Annotated in this window: 12 protein-coding genes and 1 pseudogene; 6 read left to right on the top strand and 7 right to left on the bottom strand. The window is 64.3% G+C overall.

Annotated elements, in window-relative coordinates; all coding sequences use genetic code 11:
• Complete coding sequence (gene rfbA / locus JGU72_RS16170) at positions 1-876, bottom strand: glucose-1-phosphate thymidylyltransferase RfbA (RefSeq protein ID WP_199684974.1); 876 nt, start codon at positions 874-876, stop codon at positions 1-3.
• A gap of 111 nt (positions 877-987) precedes the next feature.
• Here rfbA and rfbB point away from each other — a divergent pair, with 111 nt between their 5' ends.
• The gene (gene rfbB, locus JGU72_RS16165; protein ID WP_199684973.1) at positions 988-1,992 is read left to right on the top strand and encodes a dTDP-glucose 4,6-dehydratase; all 1,005 of its coding nucleotides are present in this window, start codon (positions 988-990) and stop codon (positions 1,990-1,992) included.
• On the opposite strand, the gene JGU72_RS16160 is transcribed toward rfbB, so the two are convergent.
• Positions 1,993-3,498, bottom strand: a complete 1,506-nt coding sequence (locus JGU72_RS16160) for a DUF2142 domain-containing protein (RefSeq protein ID WP_199684972.1) — start codon at positions 3,496-3,498, stop codon at positions 1,993-1,995.
• Positions 3,495-4,439: a glycosyltransferase family 2 protein gene (locus JGU72_RS16155; protein WP_199684971.1), complete on the bottom strand. Its 945-nt coding sequence runs from the start codon at positions 4,437-4,439 to the stop codon at positions 3,495-3,497. The genes JGU72_RS16160 and JGU72_RS16155 overlap by 4 nt, the downstream gene beginning before the upstream one ends.
• Before the next feature lie 91 nt (positions 4,440-4,530).
• On the opposite strand from JGU72_RS16155, the gene JGU72_RS16150 reads away from it, so the two are divergent.
• From JGU72_RS16150 to JGU72_RS16140, 3 genes are all read left to right on the top strand, one after another.
• Positions 4,531-4,992 (top strand): GtrA family protein, encoded by a 462-nt coding sequence (locus tag JGU72_RS16150; protein WP_199684970.1) that lies wholly within the window; start codon positions 4,531-4,533, stop codon positions 4,990-4,992.
• A 93-nt stretch (positions 4,993-5,085) separates the two neighbouring features.
• Positions 5,086-6,990, top strand: a complete 1,905-nt coding sequence (locus tag JGU72_RS16145; protein ID WP_199684969.1) for a glycosyltransferase — start codon at positions 5,086-5,088, stop codon at positions 6,988-6,990.
• Positions 6,959-8,452 (top strand): glycosyltransferase family 39 protein, encoded by a 1,494-nt coding sequence (locus JGU72_RS16140; protein WP_199684968.1) that lies wholly within the window; start codon positions 6,959-6,961, stop codon positions 8,450-8,452. Before JGU72_RS16145 ends, JGU72_RS16140 begins: the two co-directional genes overlap by 32 nt.
• Here the strand turns inward: JGU72_RS16140 and JGU72_RS16135 are convergent.
• The gene (locus JGU72_RS16135) at positions 8,433-9,017 is read right to left on the bottom strand and encodes a TetR/AcrR family transcriptional regulator (RefSeq protein ID WP_199684967.1); all 585 of its coding nucleotides are present in this window, start codon (positions 9,015-9,017) and stop codon (positions 8,433-8,435) included. The two genes, JGU72_RS16140 and JGU72_RS16135, sit on opposite strands and share 20 nt — an antisense overlap.
• A 21-nt stretch (positions 9,018-9,038) precedes the next feature.
• Between JGU72_RS16135 and JGU72_RS16130 the strand changes: the two genes are divergently transcribed.
• Positions 9,039-9,407 carry a hypothetical protein gene (locus JGU72_RS16130; RefSeq protein ID WP_199684966.1) on the top strand — a complete coding sequence of 123 codons (369 nt, stop codon included), beginning with the start codon at positions 9,039-9,041 and terminating at the stop codon, positions 9,405-9,407.
• Positions 9,407-9,904 (top strand): SRPBCC family protein, encoded by a 498-nt coding sequence (locus JGU72_RS16125; protein ID WP_199684965.1) that lies wholly within the window; start codon positions 9,407-9,409, stop codon positions 9,902-9,904. The genes JGU72_RS16130 and JGU72_RS16125 overlap by 1 nt, the downstream gene beginning before the upstream one ends.
• On the opposite strand, the pseudogene JGU72_RS16115 reads toward JGU72_RS16125, so the two are convergent.
• From JGU72_RS16115 to rsgA, 3 genes and pseudogenes are all read right to left on the bottom strand, one after another.
• Positions 9,901-12,038, bottom strand: a pseudogene (locus tag JGU72_RS16115) (putative bifunctional diguanylate cyclase/phosphodiesterase). The gene JGU72_RS16125 and the pseudogene JGU72_RS16115 sit on opposite strands and share 4 nt — an antisense overlap.
• A 39-nt stretch (positions 12,039-12,077) precedes the next feature.
• Positions 12,078-12,932, bottom strand: coding sequence for an SDR family oxidoreductase (locus tag JGU72_RS16110; protein ID WP_199684962.1), 855 nt, complete (start codon positions 12,930-12,932; stop codon positions 12,078-12,080).
• A 48-nt stretch (positions 12,933-12,980) separates the two neighbouring features.
• On the bottom strand, positions 12,981-14,018 hold the full coding sequence (gene rsgA, locus JGU72_RS16105) for a ribosome small subunit-dependent GTPase A (RefSeq protein ID WP_199684961.1): 1,038 nt from the start codon (positions 14,016-14,018) through the stop codon (positions 12,981-12,983).
• Between the last annotated feature and the right edge of the window lie 105 nt (positions 14,019-14,123).

Here is a 14,123-nt window from a genome sequence, read left to right as displayed (position 1 = left end):
TCACCAATCCTTGCCGCGCTCGAGCAAGCCGAGCAGGTAAGTGCCGTAGCCGGACTTCACCAGCAACTCCGCGCGCTCGCGCAGTTCGTCGTCGGTGATGAAGCCATGCCGCCAGGAGACTTCTTCGGGAACGCCGATCTTCAGACCTTGACGTTCTTCGATCGTACGGACGTAGTTGGACGCGTCGAGCAGCGAATCGAACGTGCCGGTGTCGAGCCAGGCGGTGCCGCGCGGCAGCACCTCGACCTGCAACCGGCCGGCATCGAGGTAGACGCGGTTGACATCGGTGATCTCGAGCTCGCCACGATCGGACGGCGTCAAGTCGCGCGCGATCGCCACCACGTCGTTGTCGTAGAAGTACAGGCCGGGGATCGCGAAGTTCGACCGCGGCTTCTTCGGCTTCTCTGCCAGCGAGATCGCGCGACCGTCTCGGTCGAACTCGATGACGCCGTACGCGGTCGGGTCCGCAACCCAGTAGGCGAAGACGGCGCCACCCTGGATGTCGCGGAACCGCTTCAACCGCGAACCGAGACCGGGCCCGTAGAAAATGTTGTCGCCGAGAACCAGGGCCACCGATTCGTTGCCGATGTGCTCGGCGCCGAGGACGAACGCCTGCGCCAGTCCGTCCGGCGAAGGCTGCTGGGTATAGGTGATCGACACGCCGAAGCGGGAGCCGTCACCGAGCAGCCGCTCGAACGGTTCCGCATCACCCGGTGTGGTGATGACCAGGATGTCGCGAATACCCGCGAGGATCAGCGTGGACAACGGGTAGTAGATCATCGGCTTGTCGTAGACGGGAACGAGTTGCTTGCTCACACCGAGGGTGATGGGGTGCAGCCGCGACCCGGTTCCGCCCGCCAGAATGATTCCGCGCATGATCAGAAGTTTCCGGGGGGATCACTCCGGAAGCAAATTGACCCAGCTCGTAATAGCGCCGGATCCGAAGCCGACAACTGTAGGGTCGGGCCTGGCAGACGGAGGTAAGGGATGCGGTTGCTCGTGACCGGTGGCGCTGGCTTCATCGGTGCGAATTTCGTCCATCGCACTATCGCCGACCATCCGGAATCGACGATTACCGTGCTCGACTCGCTGACGTACGCGGGCGACCGAACGTCCCTGGATCCGGTCGCCGACAGGATCGACTTCGTGCACGGCGATATCGCCGACCTCGATCTGGTCGACGAGTTGGTCAGCGGCGTCGACGCGGTCGTCCACTTTGCAGCCGAATCCCACAACGACAATTCGCTCAACGACCCGTGGCCGTTCGTGCAGACCAACATCGTCGGGACGTTCTCGCTGCTCCAGGCGGTCCGTCGTTACGACGTGCGGTACCACCACATTTCGACCGACGAGGTCTACGGCGATCTCTCGCTGACCGATCCGGAACGCTTTCACGAGCAGACCCCGTACAACCCGTCGAGTCCGTACTCGGCGACCAAGGCGTCCAGCGACATGCTGGTCCGCGCCTGGACCCGCTCCTTCGGTGTCCGCGCCACCATTTCCAATTGCTCGAACAATTACGGCCCCTACCAGCACGTCGAGAAGTTCATCCCGCGTCAGATCACCAACCTCATCGACGGAATCCGCCCGCGGCTCTACGGCGAAGGCCGCAATGTGCGCGACTGGATCCACGTCGACGATCACAACACCGCCGTGTGGGCGATCCTCGAACGCGGTCGCATCGGTCAGACCTACCTCATCGGTGCAGACGGCGAACTCGACAACCGGACGGTCGTCGGTCTACTCCTCGAGGAATTCGGTCGACCCGCCGACGACTTCGACTTCGTCACCGACCGCGCAGGCCACGACCTGCGATACGCGATCGATTCGACGCTGTTACGAACCGAACTCGGCTGGACGCCGCAGTACGGAGACTTCCGGTCCGGCCTGGCCGCGACCGTGCAGTGGTATCGCGACAACGAGTCGTGGTGGCGCCCACGCAAAGCCGCTACCGAGCAGATGTACGTGTCGCAGGGGGAAAAGCGGTTGTAGTTATCCGTAGACGACGACGTTGTACTTCCACACCGCGCAGAGCAGCGAGATCAGGGTCGCGACGACGATGGCGATGGCAGGTCCGCGCATGTTCAGCTGACCGGTCGGGGCCTGCAGGCGCAGCGGCATCCAGCGCAGCAGAGCCGCGAAGAACAGGATCGCGAGCGGCACGAAGTACCGGCCCTGCACGCCGTCGATGATGTAGAAGTCGACGGGGGAGAAGGACAGATACAGGGTCACGTAGATCATCGCGACGGTGGCTGCGATCACGACGGCAACGATCGCGGTCCGCCGATGGGTGGCAACCATCTGCTCGGCCGTGCCGACAGCGATCGCGAGCGCGAGCAGGCAGGCGACGATCGAGGTAGCGGGCACGTTGATATATGCGAAGCCGAGTTCGCCGAAGAACTCGGTGAACCACTCCTGATCGCGGCGCATCACGCTGTCGCCGAACACATCGATGAAGCCGATCGGATTCGTCAGGATGCCGCGCAACTGGTCGCCGGGGACAACGGAGTGCCACTGCGAGGGCTTACGCATCAGACCCATGCCTGCGGTCGTCGGCGAAGAGATTTTGGTCCAGATCAGGAACAGCACGCCACCGACACCTGCGAAGGCCCATGGCACGAGTCGGAATCGTGCCGGCAACCCGTAGCGCGCGATGGGGACGACCACCACGAGCATCGCAAGTAACACATAGGTCGGTTTGCAGAGCGGCAGCACGATCGCCGACGCGAGCAGAGCCGCGCTTTCCGGCCTGCTGAGGTCCTTACCGAGGAACAGGGCTTTGACCAGCAGCGCAGAGACCATGATTGCCAGAGCGTTGGTCAAGGTGTCGGCCGTGATCGTCCCGGCTTGGAAGACGGCTATCGGTAGCAACGCCACCGTGAAGGCAAGCCATTGCACACGGCTGTCCCGTAAGGCACGGAGTCCGAAGAACACGACTCCGACATATGCGACGAGTCCCGCCAGGCGGGTCAGCAGCAGCAGGTTGCCGACGTCCAAGTTGAGGACCGTCGCGACTCTGATGCCGATCGCCGCTGGGATGTAGGGGACGGGCGAGTACGCAGCGGTGTTGGTGAACCAGACGACGTGATGATTCTCGGTGAGCGGTTTGTCGAGCAGTTGGTCGTAGTGCTTTTCCGACGCGACCATCGGCGCAGGCTCTTGGGGATTGTTGACGTAGTCACGCATCGCGTAACCCATGACGCTGTCGATGGTCTGCGGCACAGTTCCGCCGTACGCAACACCGCGGTCGTCCTTGATCTTCAGCGGCAGTATGCCGCCGTGCGCGACCTGGTACGCCCGCCCGAACTGCGTGATCTCGTCGTGGCCCCAGAAGGGCGGAGTGGCGACCGCGAAGATCCCGCCGAAGACCGTGGCCAGGATCGCGAATGCGACCGCCGCAACGCCGACCCGCGCAACGCCCGACGTGATCCGCTGTGTCTTTTTCGGTCCGGTGGGGACGTCCTCGACGGGTTCGGTGACAGCTGTTGTGGAACTCATGTCGACTTTCCGGCGGCGGAGTAGCGGAGATAGACGAGTCGGGCGGCCTCGTGTCGCGAGCGCCGGATGCCGTCGAGGATGAGGCCCGCGGTCCACGCGAGACAGCCGAGCAGGATGAGTGTGAATGCAAGAAAGAGCGTGGGAAAGCGCGGAACCAGATGCGTCTCGTAGAACTCGACGATGATCGGAACAGTGAGAATCACTGCGATCAGCCAGCTCAGTCCGCCCAGCAGACCGTAGAACGCGACCGGACGTTCGTGGCGCGCGAGGCCGAGAATCAGCCACAGGATCTTGAAGCCGTCGTGGTAGGTCCGCAGCTTGGACTCGCTCCCGGCGGGCCGATCCCGGAAGCCGACCTCCACTGAGGACTGCGGAACCCGCAGGTGCAGCGAGTGCACGGTGAGTTCCGTCTCGATCTCGAACTCACGCGAGACGGCGGGGAAGCTCTTGACGAAGCGGCGCGAGAACACGCGGAAGCCGCTGAGCATGTCTTGGACGTTCTCGCCGAAGACCCTGCCGACCAGGTCGTTGAGCACCCTGTTGCCGGTCTCGTGGCCCGCGCGATAGGCGGAATCGGCCGTGTCGATCTGGTTTCGGACGCCCAGAATGTGGTCGTACGGACCGTCGAGCAGCTTCGCGATCATCTCGGGGGCTGCGGCGGCTTCGTAGGTGTCGTCGCCGTCGATCATCACGTAGACGTCGGCGTCGATATCGGCGAACGCGCGGCGCACGACGTTGCCCTTGCCTTTTGCCAACTCGCGACGCACGATCGCACCGGCTTCCGCCGCGCGCTCTGCCGTGGCATCGGTGCTGAGGTTGTCGTAGACGTACACGTCGATGCCGGGCACCGCTGCTTTGAGGTCCGTCACGACCTTCGCGACCGCGGCTTCCTCGTTATGGCAGGGCACCACCGCTGCAATGCGAAGCTCGGTGAAATCCACCCCGGAAGGTCCTCGGTGTTTAGGTGCGAATAGGTGCACAGGCAGGGTACAGGCTTTCTGTAGCCTCACCGTGTGAGGGATACAGGACAGGATGCCCGTGACTGCTGCTGATTCCTTGGTTACCAAGGCGACCACAGCACTGCGACGGGGAAGCGCATTCCTCGTTGTCGGTGGCATCGGGTTTCTCGTCGATGCTGGTCTGTACAACATTCTGGTCTTCTGGGGCGGCGAGGGCCCGCTGTTCCACGCGCCCCTGCCGGCCAAGATCATTGCCATCGTCGGTGCGACAGCCGTGACGTACTTCGGCAACAAATGGTGGACCTTCGGCCACAAGCCGCGCGGCAACGCGATGCGTGAATTCGCCGTTTACGTAGTAGTCAACGTCATAGCGATCGGTCTGCAGCTGTCGTGCCTGGCTTTCTCGCGGTACGTGCTGGATCTGTCCACTCCCATGTCGGACAACATTTCTGGAACGCTCGTCGGTCAAATCGTCGCGATCGGCTTCCGCTACTGGGCCTACGACAAGTTCGTATTCACCGGCAGGGAGCGTTAGTGGAAGCGTTTTCGTTGGTATCCTCGCCGCAGTCGCGGCCTGACTCTGCGTACGGTCGCTGCACTCGACCGTCGCCTATCGCCTGAGGAATTCATGGACCAGCCTGCAGCCCAGGCCGCCACGACCGACACCGCGACCGAAGACGCTCCGACAAGTCTCTTGTCGGACCATCGGCCGCCGGACCGGTTGGTCGTTGCGCGCGGAGTGTTCACCGGACCGTCGGCGATCATCAACGACAATTTGTACGCCGTCGCCAAGGGTGAAGCCTCGCGCACCCGGGGATCGTTGCAGCTCGCAAAGGGTGGCAAGGCGAATCTGAACACCTACTTCGGGCGCTTCGCTGCGAGCTACTGGCAGCGGTGGACGACTGCGAAAGCGGTCCGGGTGAGCGTCGCACTCGATGTGGAGAAGCGTGCCCGCGTCCGGCTCGTCGCGTCCGATATCGCAGGCCACCACCGGACCGTCCACACCGCCGAAGTGACCGCATCGGGCACGCTTGCGATCGACACCGCGCTCGACCGGTTCGTCGACGGCGGTGCGCTGTGGCTCGAGGTCGACGCGCGCGGCGGTGCCGTGGGCATTTCCAATCTCGAATGGACCGTCGACGCGCCCGACCATGTCCGGCCCGTTGCGATCGCGATCTGCACGTTCAACCGCGCCGACGACTGCGCGAACACAGTCGCCGCGCTCGCCTCCGACCCAACCGTGCTTGCCTCGATCGATGCGGTCTTCGTCGTGGATCAGGGCACCGATCTGGTCCGTGATCGAGAGGTCTACCAGGCCACTGCGGCGACACTCGGCGACAAGTTGCGCTACATCCAGCAGCCGAATCTCGGCGGTGCGGGTGGGTTCACCCGTGGCCTGTACGAGGTGTCGCTCGTGAACGAGCACGCCGACGTGATCCTGATGGACGACGACATTCTGTGCGAGCCCGAGACGGTCCTGCGGCTCAACGCGTTTGCGAACATGACGGTGGAACCGACGCTCGTCGGTGCGCAGATGATGTTCCTGCTCAATCCGGATTACCTGAACGTCGGCGCCGAGTACGTCAACCTCAACGAGTTGACGCACGGCCAGAAAGTCCCGAAGGCCTTACGTAACACCAGCATGCTGACGCGTAAGCAGGAGCGTCGCGTCGACGCCGGCTACAACGCGTGGTGGACGTGTCTGATCCCCGCCGAAGTCACCGCGAAGATCGGGCTGCCCCTGCCGATCTTCTTCCAGTGGGACGACGTCGAGTACGGCGTGCGTGCGCGCGAGGCTGGCTTCGTGACCGTCACGCTGCCGAATGCCGCTGTGTGGCATGCCGACTTCTATTGGAAGGACTTCGACGATTGGGCGCGCTACTTCAGCACGCGCAACTCGTTGATCGTCGGTTCGCTTCACACCGAGCTCGACGGCAAGGCGTTGTCGAAGACGTTCTTCAGGCAGCTGTCCGAGCATTTGGTCGCGATGCAGTACGGCTTGGTGCACACGACATTGCAGGGCATCGAGGACTTCCTGGAAGGCCCGAAGATTCTCGCGGACGGTGGGATCGAGGCGATGGCCGAGATTCGCCGGACCCGTGCCGAGTACCCGGAGACGATCAAACACGAAGCCGCGACCGCTCCTGTGCCGTCGGCGCACATGCACACCCGCCGGGCGTCCGGCGAACCGAGCCACATGAAGCTGATCCTGATCAAACGTGCGATCGGGCAGTGGTTCGGGCGGACTCAGCACGGCCTCATCGGAGTTACTCGCGAGGACGCACATTGGTGGCACGTCTCGCTGTTCGACCACGTTGTCGTCACCGATGCATCGCAGTCCGGAGTGCGAATTCGTCAGCGAGACAAGGCAACTGCCCGTGCTCTGCTGCTTCGTACGGTCAAGGTGCTGCGCCGGCTGCGCACGGAACTGCCCGAGGTTTCACGCGCATACCGGGAAGCTGTGCCTGCCCTGACTAGCCGGGAGAACTGGGATCGGTTGTATGGCGGCAAGCCGCACTCGCGGGATCGGTAGCGCCCTCTCTGTCGGCTTACTAGCAGCCCTCCTGGGCTCGGCTTTCTCGTGGCGGCCCTCGTACTGGTACGACGAGGCAGCAACGGTTTTCGCTTCGCAGCGCCGACTGCCCGATCTGTGGCGTCTGCTCGATCACCAAGACGCGGTACATGGCCTGTACTACCTCGGGATGCATCTCTGGTTCCGGCTCGTCGGCGAGTCGGAGTTCACCGCGCGCCTGCCCAGTGCCATTGCGGTCGGGGCCGCTGCCGCGGGGGTGGTGGTCCTCGGGCGGGAACTCGCGAATCCCCGTGTCGGCCTACTCGCCGGTCTCGCCTTCGCGATTCTGCCTCGCGTCACGTGGGCCGCCGTCGAGGTTCGATCGTTCGCAGCGACGACGACCGCGGCGGTGTGGCTGACCGTCGCCATGCTTGTTGCGGTGCGGCGTGGTCGGTGGTGGTGGCTGCTGTACGCGGTCGGTGTTGCGCTGTCGCTCCTGTTGTTCCTCGACCTCGCCGCGCTGGTCGCCGCGCACGGCGTGACCGTTGCGCTGATTGCGCGCAGGGCTTCGATCATGTGGGCGGTCGCCGCGCTGGGTGGTGCGATCGTGGCGCTGCCGGCCGTGCGTCTGATCACCAGCCAGTCCGGTCAGGTGGCGTGGATTCCACCGCTCGACCGCCACTTCGTCAGGGCGCTCGCCGAATATCAGTGGTTCGTAGGCGCACCGCTGTTCGCACTTTCTGCCGCGATCCTCTTGGTCGGCGCGGTCTATGTCGCACGTAGTGTCCGCAGCGACTTGGTCGCGGTGGCGCTTCCGTGGGCGCTGGTCCCGACAGCCCTGATCGCGTGCTATTCGCTGTTCGTCGAGCCGATCTATCTCGACCGGTATCTGACATTCACGGCACCCGCGGTCGCCCTCCTGCTCGGGTCGGCGATCGCGGTGCTCGCCCGTGCCCGATGGGTCGCGCCAGCGGTGCTCGCCGTCTTGGTCGCCACCGCCGCACCGGCGTACGTCGCGCAGCGCGGCGAATGGTCGAAACCGAGCCAGATGGATTTCAGCGCCGTGCTCAGGTTCTTCGAGGAGCACGGTGAACCCGGTGATTGCGTGCTGTTCGCGAACCGCGTCGATTGGAATCCGACGTCGGCGCGGGTCCCGCTCAACATTCGGCCGGCCGCATTCGCCGGGCTGCGCGATCCCGGTGCCGGTCGCTCGGCAACGGCGAACGGGTGGTTATGGGATGAGAACCTGCCGGTCGCGCTGGTGCGGCTCGACGATTGCGACGTGGTGTGGTTCGTCGGCGACGGGGAACGAGAGTCCGCAAGTACGGTCCGTCATACATCGAACGAGGTCTGGCACCTCGATCCATACCATTTCGAATCCTCGGCGGACGGCCGGCTGCTCGCTGCCGCAGGATTCGTCGTCGACGAGCGCTGGCAGCTGCATGTCTCGCAGGTGGTCCGGCTCACCCGCGCGGTGCCCTGAGCAAAATCCTCGCGTCCTCGGCGACCGCGTCGACCAGCCAATCCGGCACGTACATGCCGTAGCGCCGGACCGCTGAGTACGGCAGGTCGATGATCGCGCGCAGGACAATATCGACGTGCTGGGCTTCGCGGTCGCCGAACAGTCCCTCGGTGACTCGGAACATCTGCGCGAAGACTGGCTCGTTCATGTGCGCGCGCTGCGTGGTGAACGATTCTTCGGGCTCGCCGTCGAGCAGGTGCGCCGGCCGGAAGTTGAGGAGCTGGGCGTCTTCGGGAACTTCGCGCGCGAACAACACGACGGCCTTGGCCATCGTGGCGCCCGCTTCCACCGGGTCTTCGACGTCGACTGCCGCGAGCGCCCTGGAATGAAATCGCTCCAGCGACCGTAGCCAGGCGGCAGCGAGTATGCCGTTGCGGTTGCCGAAGCGGTGGTAGAGAGTCCCGGCGGGTGCGCCACTTGCGGCCGAAATGGCGGCGACGCTGGCAGCGCGGGGTCCTTCACTCAAAACCAATGTGCGGGCAGCGTCGAGGATCACGTCGCTGGCGTGCTTGCGGGGCGGAGCCATGATCTAGTACAGTCCTTCTATATGGAACGTTTACCCTATATCGATGAGCATGCCACAACTGTCAACTCCGACCGGCAACGGGCATGGGCTGCGGTCGTGAAAACGGTGTGTAGAAATCCGGCCGACCCGAGCACTGTTCCGCCCGGATTCGTGCTGGATATCGCAACGCCGCCAGAACGGTTCGCGCTCAAAGGACGGCATCCGTTTTCCCGGTATGCATTGATCTTCGAACTCGACGAGGACGGACCGGGCAGGACGGTCGTCCGCGCCCAGACCTGGGCAGAGTTCCCGGGAATCCACGGTCGCATCTACAAGGCGCTGGTCATCGGCAGCGGCGGACACAAGATCGTCGTCCGGCGAATGCTGCGCCGAATCGCAGCGGTGGCGTGATGTTCGGAGCGAACTGGCGCGCAACCGCAACGGAGTGCGTCACGGAACAACCGTGTGACGCGCTGTTTCCCGACGGCCTGAGCGTCGATCGCGCAATCTCGATCGCCGCACCGCCGGCCACCGTGTTCGGCTGGTTCTGCCAGTTGCGAGTCGCGCCGTACAGCTATGACCTGCTCGACAATTGGGGCAAATCGAGCCCGCGCGAACGCGACCGAGCGCTCGCCGACCTCGCCGTCGGACAGCGGTTCATGAACCTGTTCACCCTGCAGTCCTACGTCGCCGATCGGCACATCACGCTCCGCACGCCGTCCGTATCGGTGACGTATGCGGTGGCGCCGGAAGCGGCGGGATCCCGGGTTCACGTCCGTGTGCGGTTCGGTGGACCGAGACTTGTGGGCCACCTCATCGCAATCGGCGACCTGGTCATGATGCGCAAGCAGTTACTGACGCTCAAAGAGTTGGCCGAGGGGGAGCACTCGGCACAGCGAATCGGTTAGAACGTGCCGACCAGCGCAACAGCATGTTGCTGGGGCATAGGTTTCGCGAAGTGCCAGCCCTGCCCGTAGCGGCAGCCGAGTGCGCGCAACGCTGCCAATTGCTCGGCGTCCTCGATGCCTTCCGCGACGGCGTACACGCCGAGTGAATTGGTCATCGTGACGAACATCGTCAACAGCGTTTTCGCGCGGTCGGTGGGCAGGTCGGCGACGAAGGTCTGGTCGATCTTGACGCCGTCGAGGATGCCGGCGGTCGACAGATCGCCGAGACGTGCCATGTTCGAGTAGCCGACGCCGTAGTCGTCGATGACGACCCCACGCCCGCGTCGCGCAGCACGCTCAGCAGCGTCGTCGTTCGCTCGGAATCTTCCATCAGTGCAGTCTCCGTGAGCTCGAGGACGATGCATGACGGCGGCAGCCCCGCGGATTCTGCAGCGCTGATGATGCGGGTCGGCAGTACCGGATCGCGTAGCTGGCGGGCAGCGACGTTGATGCTGACCGTCAAGAGGTCGCCGCCATGGCTGCGCGGAGTCGACGACGACGAGGTTCGCCGGATGCCGGCGTTGCATGCCACCGCCATATCGATGGCCTGCGAAAGGACGAGTTCGAAGAGGTCGTCGATCAGCGGTGAATTCTCTGCGAACGCAATGAATTCACCGGGACTGACCGAGCCGAGTTCGGCGTCGTTCCAGCGCGCGAGCGCTTCGAAGCCGACGATGGACGAGTCGCGCAAGTCGATCACCGGTTGATACTCGACTTCGATCGCCCGGGCGTTGATCGCACCCCGCAGCCGGGTCGAGACCTTGAGGCGGCGGCTTGCACGGTCGGCGTCCGCTCGATAGAACCGATGCGACGCGCGGCCGGATCGCTTCGCTGCATACATCGCGCTGTCGGCACGGGTCATCAGCACGGACGTCGTGACGCCGTCTTCCGGCGCGACCGCGATACCGATGCTCGCCGTCACACAGATGTCGAGGTCGAGTGCGTCCCGTGCGTCCGAACCGCGGATACGCATCGGTTTGGAGACCGCTTTCAATATGGCATCGGCAATTCGCGACGCGTATTCGACGTTCCCGCTGGACAGCCCGACGACCAACTCGTCGCCACCGAGGCGGCCGACGATCGCACCGGCCGGAACGGCCCGCCGCAGGCGCTTTCCGATGCGCGCGAGGACGAGGTCCCCGATGGCGTGGCCGTGCGAGTCGTTGATGTCCTTGAAGTCGTCGAGATCGATCAGCATCAGGGCCAGCGGATCGTTCGCTGCGAGAATGCGGGCAAGGCAGGCGTCGGTATGTCGGCGGCTTGCCAGACCCGTCACCGTATCGGTCTCGGCCAAGAGTCGCAGGGCCTGTTCGCTGACGATCTGCGCGGTCACGTCGACGCTGACACCCAGAGAGCCGATGACTTCCCTGTCCGGCCCGAGCATCGGCTGGAATTGCGTATCCCACACCGAACCGTCGAGCTCCACGAAGGCGCGAAACTTCTCGCCGGCAACGGCGCGCGCAAAGATTCTTCTGAGGTCGGGCCGGTTCGGTCGGAGTGCGTAGATACTGCGTCCGACCAGTTCGGACTGCTGGACGCCGATCCGGGCGAGCCCGCCACCGAGTGAAACCTCGATGTTTCCTTCATGATCGAGCGCGAAAACGATCAAGGGCGCGGACACGAGCAGTTCGGCAACCTGCTCAGGTGAGCCGGGAACGCCCTGAATACGTGCATCCAGGTGGGGGACAGTTGCTTGGTCCGCGACCGGCGACGGCGATCGCGCACGGATGAACGAGACCGCGAGGTCCGACCCTCGACCGGTATCGGGGGTACACAGCGCGATGTCCAGTGGAATTGCCGACCCGTCCGCATGCAGGCCCAACGTGCCGAAACGCATCGAGCCGGACATCGGCACCGGACGGGCACGTTGCCGGGCTATTCCAGCGAGGTGGGCATCGCGCAGAGGTGGTGGGACGAGGATGTCGACCATTTTCTGGCCGACAACCTCAGCCCGAGACCGTCCGAAGATCTTTTCGGCGACGACATTGAACTCGAGAATCGTGCCGTCGGCATCGGAAACGATGACACCGTCTGTCGCCGCGCGAGAGATCGCTTCGAGAATATTCAGATCGTGACGCCGCGAGTCGTCGTTCACCGCGTCCTCCTCGATCAGACGCCCAAACACTACCGATCTCTAGTCGAGGAAGAGGTCCAACTGGAGTTCTGTATTGGGGTCGCCTGCGCGGTACTGCTCCAGGTCCGTGACGCCCGCGGCGGCGAGCACCTCGTCGTCGAGGTAGAAGTTTCCGGTCGCGGTCGTGCCCGGCGAGGTCAACACGGCGTATGCGGCATCCGCGTAGATGGCCGGCGTACGCGAGGAGTTCATTACCTGATCGCCACCGAGCAGATTCTGTACGGCAGCGGTCGCAATCGTGGTGCGCGGCCACAGCGAGTTGACGCCGATGCCGTCCTTCTTCAGCTCCTCGGCGAGGCCGAGGGTCGTCATGCTCATGCCGTACTTGGCGATGGTGTACGCCAAGCTCGCACCGGCCCAGCGCGGGTTCAGGTTCAGCGGCGGCGACAGAGTGAGGATGTGCGGGTTGCGACCGGCCTTCGCCGATTCGCGCAGCGAGGGGATCGACAACTTGGACAGCAGGAAACTGCCGCGGCAGTTGATGTCCTGCATCAGGTCGTACTTCTTCATCGAGATGGTGTCGGTCGGCGAGAGGTCGATCGCGCTCGCATTGTTGACGACGATGTCGATACCGCCGAACTTTGCGATGGTCTGCGCGACCGCCTCTGCAACGGAGTCGTCGTTGCGAACGTCACCGAGGAACGGCAGCACCTGACCGCCCGCCGCTTCCAATTCAGCTGCGGCAGTGTGGATCGTGCCGGGCAGCTTGGGATGCGGCTGGTCGGTCTTGGCGATCAGGGTGATGTTCGCGCCGTCAGCGGCAGCCTTGAGGGCGATCGCGAGACCGATCCCGCGGCTGCCGCCCGACATGATCATCGTCCTACCGGCAAGCGGCTTTTCTCCAGGTCCCGTCATCGCGGCTCCTTATCGATAGCTGTGTGTACGGGACACGCTAGTCCCGTGCTACCGACGGCTGCGATAGACCTCCCGCATCGCCCTGGTCTGCACCTTGAACTCGCGAGTGCGCTCAGCGCGCATGCGAGCGTCGGTACGAGACGCGACCCATTCGTTTTCGCGGACGAGCTTGCGGTAGCTCTCGAGCCGGCGCGGCGCGAGCAGTCCACGATCGATGGCATCGACGACCGCGCAGCCGGGTTCGGCGTTGTGCGCGCAGTCGTTGAAACGGCAGAGTTCCGCGAAACCCTCGACATCGCTGAAGACCTTCTCGATGCCGGCTGTCGCGTCCCACAGCCCGACGCCCCGCAGTCCCGGAGTGTCGATCAGCGTGCCACCGGAAGGCAATGGGAACAGCTCGCGATGGACCGTCGTATGCCGGCCCTTGCCGTCGACGTCACGAACCGCGTTGGTTGCCAACCGATCCTCGCCGAGCAGTGCGTTGGCCAGTGTCGACTTGCCCGCGCCGGACGGTCCGATCAGCACGACGGTGCCGTCGAGAACAGCGGTCAGTATCTCGAGGCCTTCGCCGGTTGCCGCGCTGACGGCGAGGACGGTCGCACCTGGTGCGACCGAACGGACATCGACGAGCGCGTCGTCGATGTCCTCGGCCGCGTCCGCCTTGGTCAGTACGACGACAGGTTGTGCGCCGCCTTCCCAGGCCAGAGCCAGCATGCGCTCGATGCGACCGAGGTCGACGTCGCCGTCGAGAGCGGTCACGACAAGGACGGTGTCGACGTTTGCGGCCAGCACCTGCGCCTCCGAGCGAGCCGAAGCTGAGGACCGCGTAATTGCCGTGTGCCGCGGGACAAGCTGTACGACGGTCGGGGCGCCGCCGCGGTCACCGATGGTGACCCAGTCGCCGGTGCACAGTTGGAGGTCGAGCACGCGGGCACGGACCTGACCGGTCGGGGTGATTGCGTCGCACTCGCCACGGTCGACGCGGAGCACGCGTGCGGGGACGAGTTCGTCGTGGAGGAGGTGGATGAAGCGAGTAGAAACAGCATCGGTCCAGCCGTAGCGGCCGAGCTGGTTTGTTTCCAGCACTTGGGGGTTCCTTCGTCGAGGATATTGCCGACCTCGACGCGGATACAGGCGTGAGAGTCAGCTGGGAATGGAGGTGGAATGCGGCAGGCGCACAACAAAGACAGC

The organism is Antrihabitans auranticaus, from assembly GCF_016481275.1.
Taxonomy (GTDB): Bacteria; Actinomycetota; Actinomycetes; order Mycobacteriales; family Mycobacteriaceae; genus Antrihabitans.
Note: the sequence above shows the minus strand (reverse complement) of the source record. Positions and strands in the feature narration are given on the sequence as shown.

Bases quoted from the DNA above. Each gene is read 5' to 3' on its own strand.
- rfbA (WP_199684974.1), bottom strand. From the start codon at position 876: ATGCGCGGAATCATTCTGGCGGGCGGAACCGGGTCGCGGCTGCACCCC.
- rfbB (WP_199684973.1), top strand. From the start codon at position 988: ATGCGGTTGCTCGTGACCGGTGGCGCTGGCTTCATCGGTGCGAATTTC.
- JGU72_RS16160 (WP_199684972.1), bottom strand. From the start codon at position 3,498: ATGAGTTCCACAACAGCTGTCACCGAACCCGTCGAGGACGTCCCCACC.
- JGU72_RS16150 (WP_199684970.1), top strand. From the start codon at position 4,531: ATGCCCGTGACTGCTGCTGATTCCTTGGTTACCAAGGCGACCACAGCA.
- JGU72_RS16145 (WP_199684969.1), top strand. From the start codon at position 5,086: ATGGACCAGCCTGCAGCCCAGGCCGCCACGACCGACACCGCGACCGAA.
- JGU72_RS16140 (WP_199684968.1), top strand. From the start codon at position 6,959: ATGGCGGCAAGCCGCACTCGCGGGATCGGTAGCGCCCTCTCTGTCGGC.
- JGU72_RS16135 (WP_199684967.1), bottom strand. From the start codon at position 9,017: ATGGCTCCGCCCCGCAAGCACGCCAGCGACGTGATCCTCGACGCTGCC.
- JGU72_RS16130 (WP_199684966.1), top strand. From the start codon at position 9,039: ATGGAACGTTTACCCTATATCGATGAGCATGCCACAACTGTCAACTCC.
- JGU72_RS16125 (WP_199684965.1), top strand. From the start codon at position 9,407: ATGTTCGGAGCGAACTGGCGCGCAACCGCAACGGAGTGCGTCACGGAA.
- JGU72_RS16110 (WP_199684962.1), bottom strand. From the start codon at position 12,932: ATGACGGGACCTGGAGAAAAGCCGCTTGCCGGTAGGACGATGATCATG.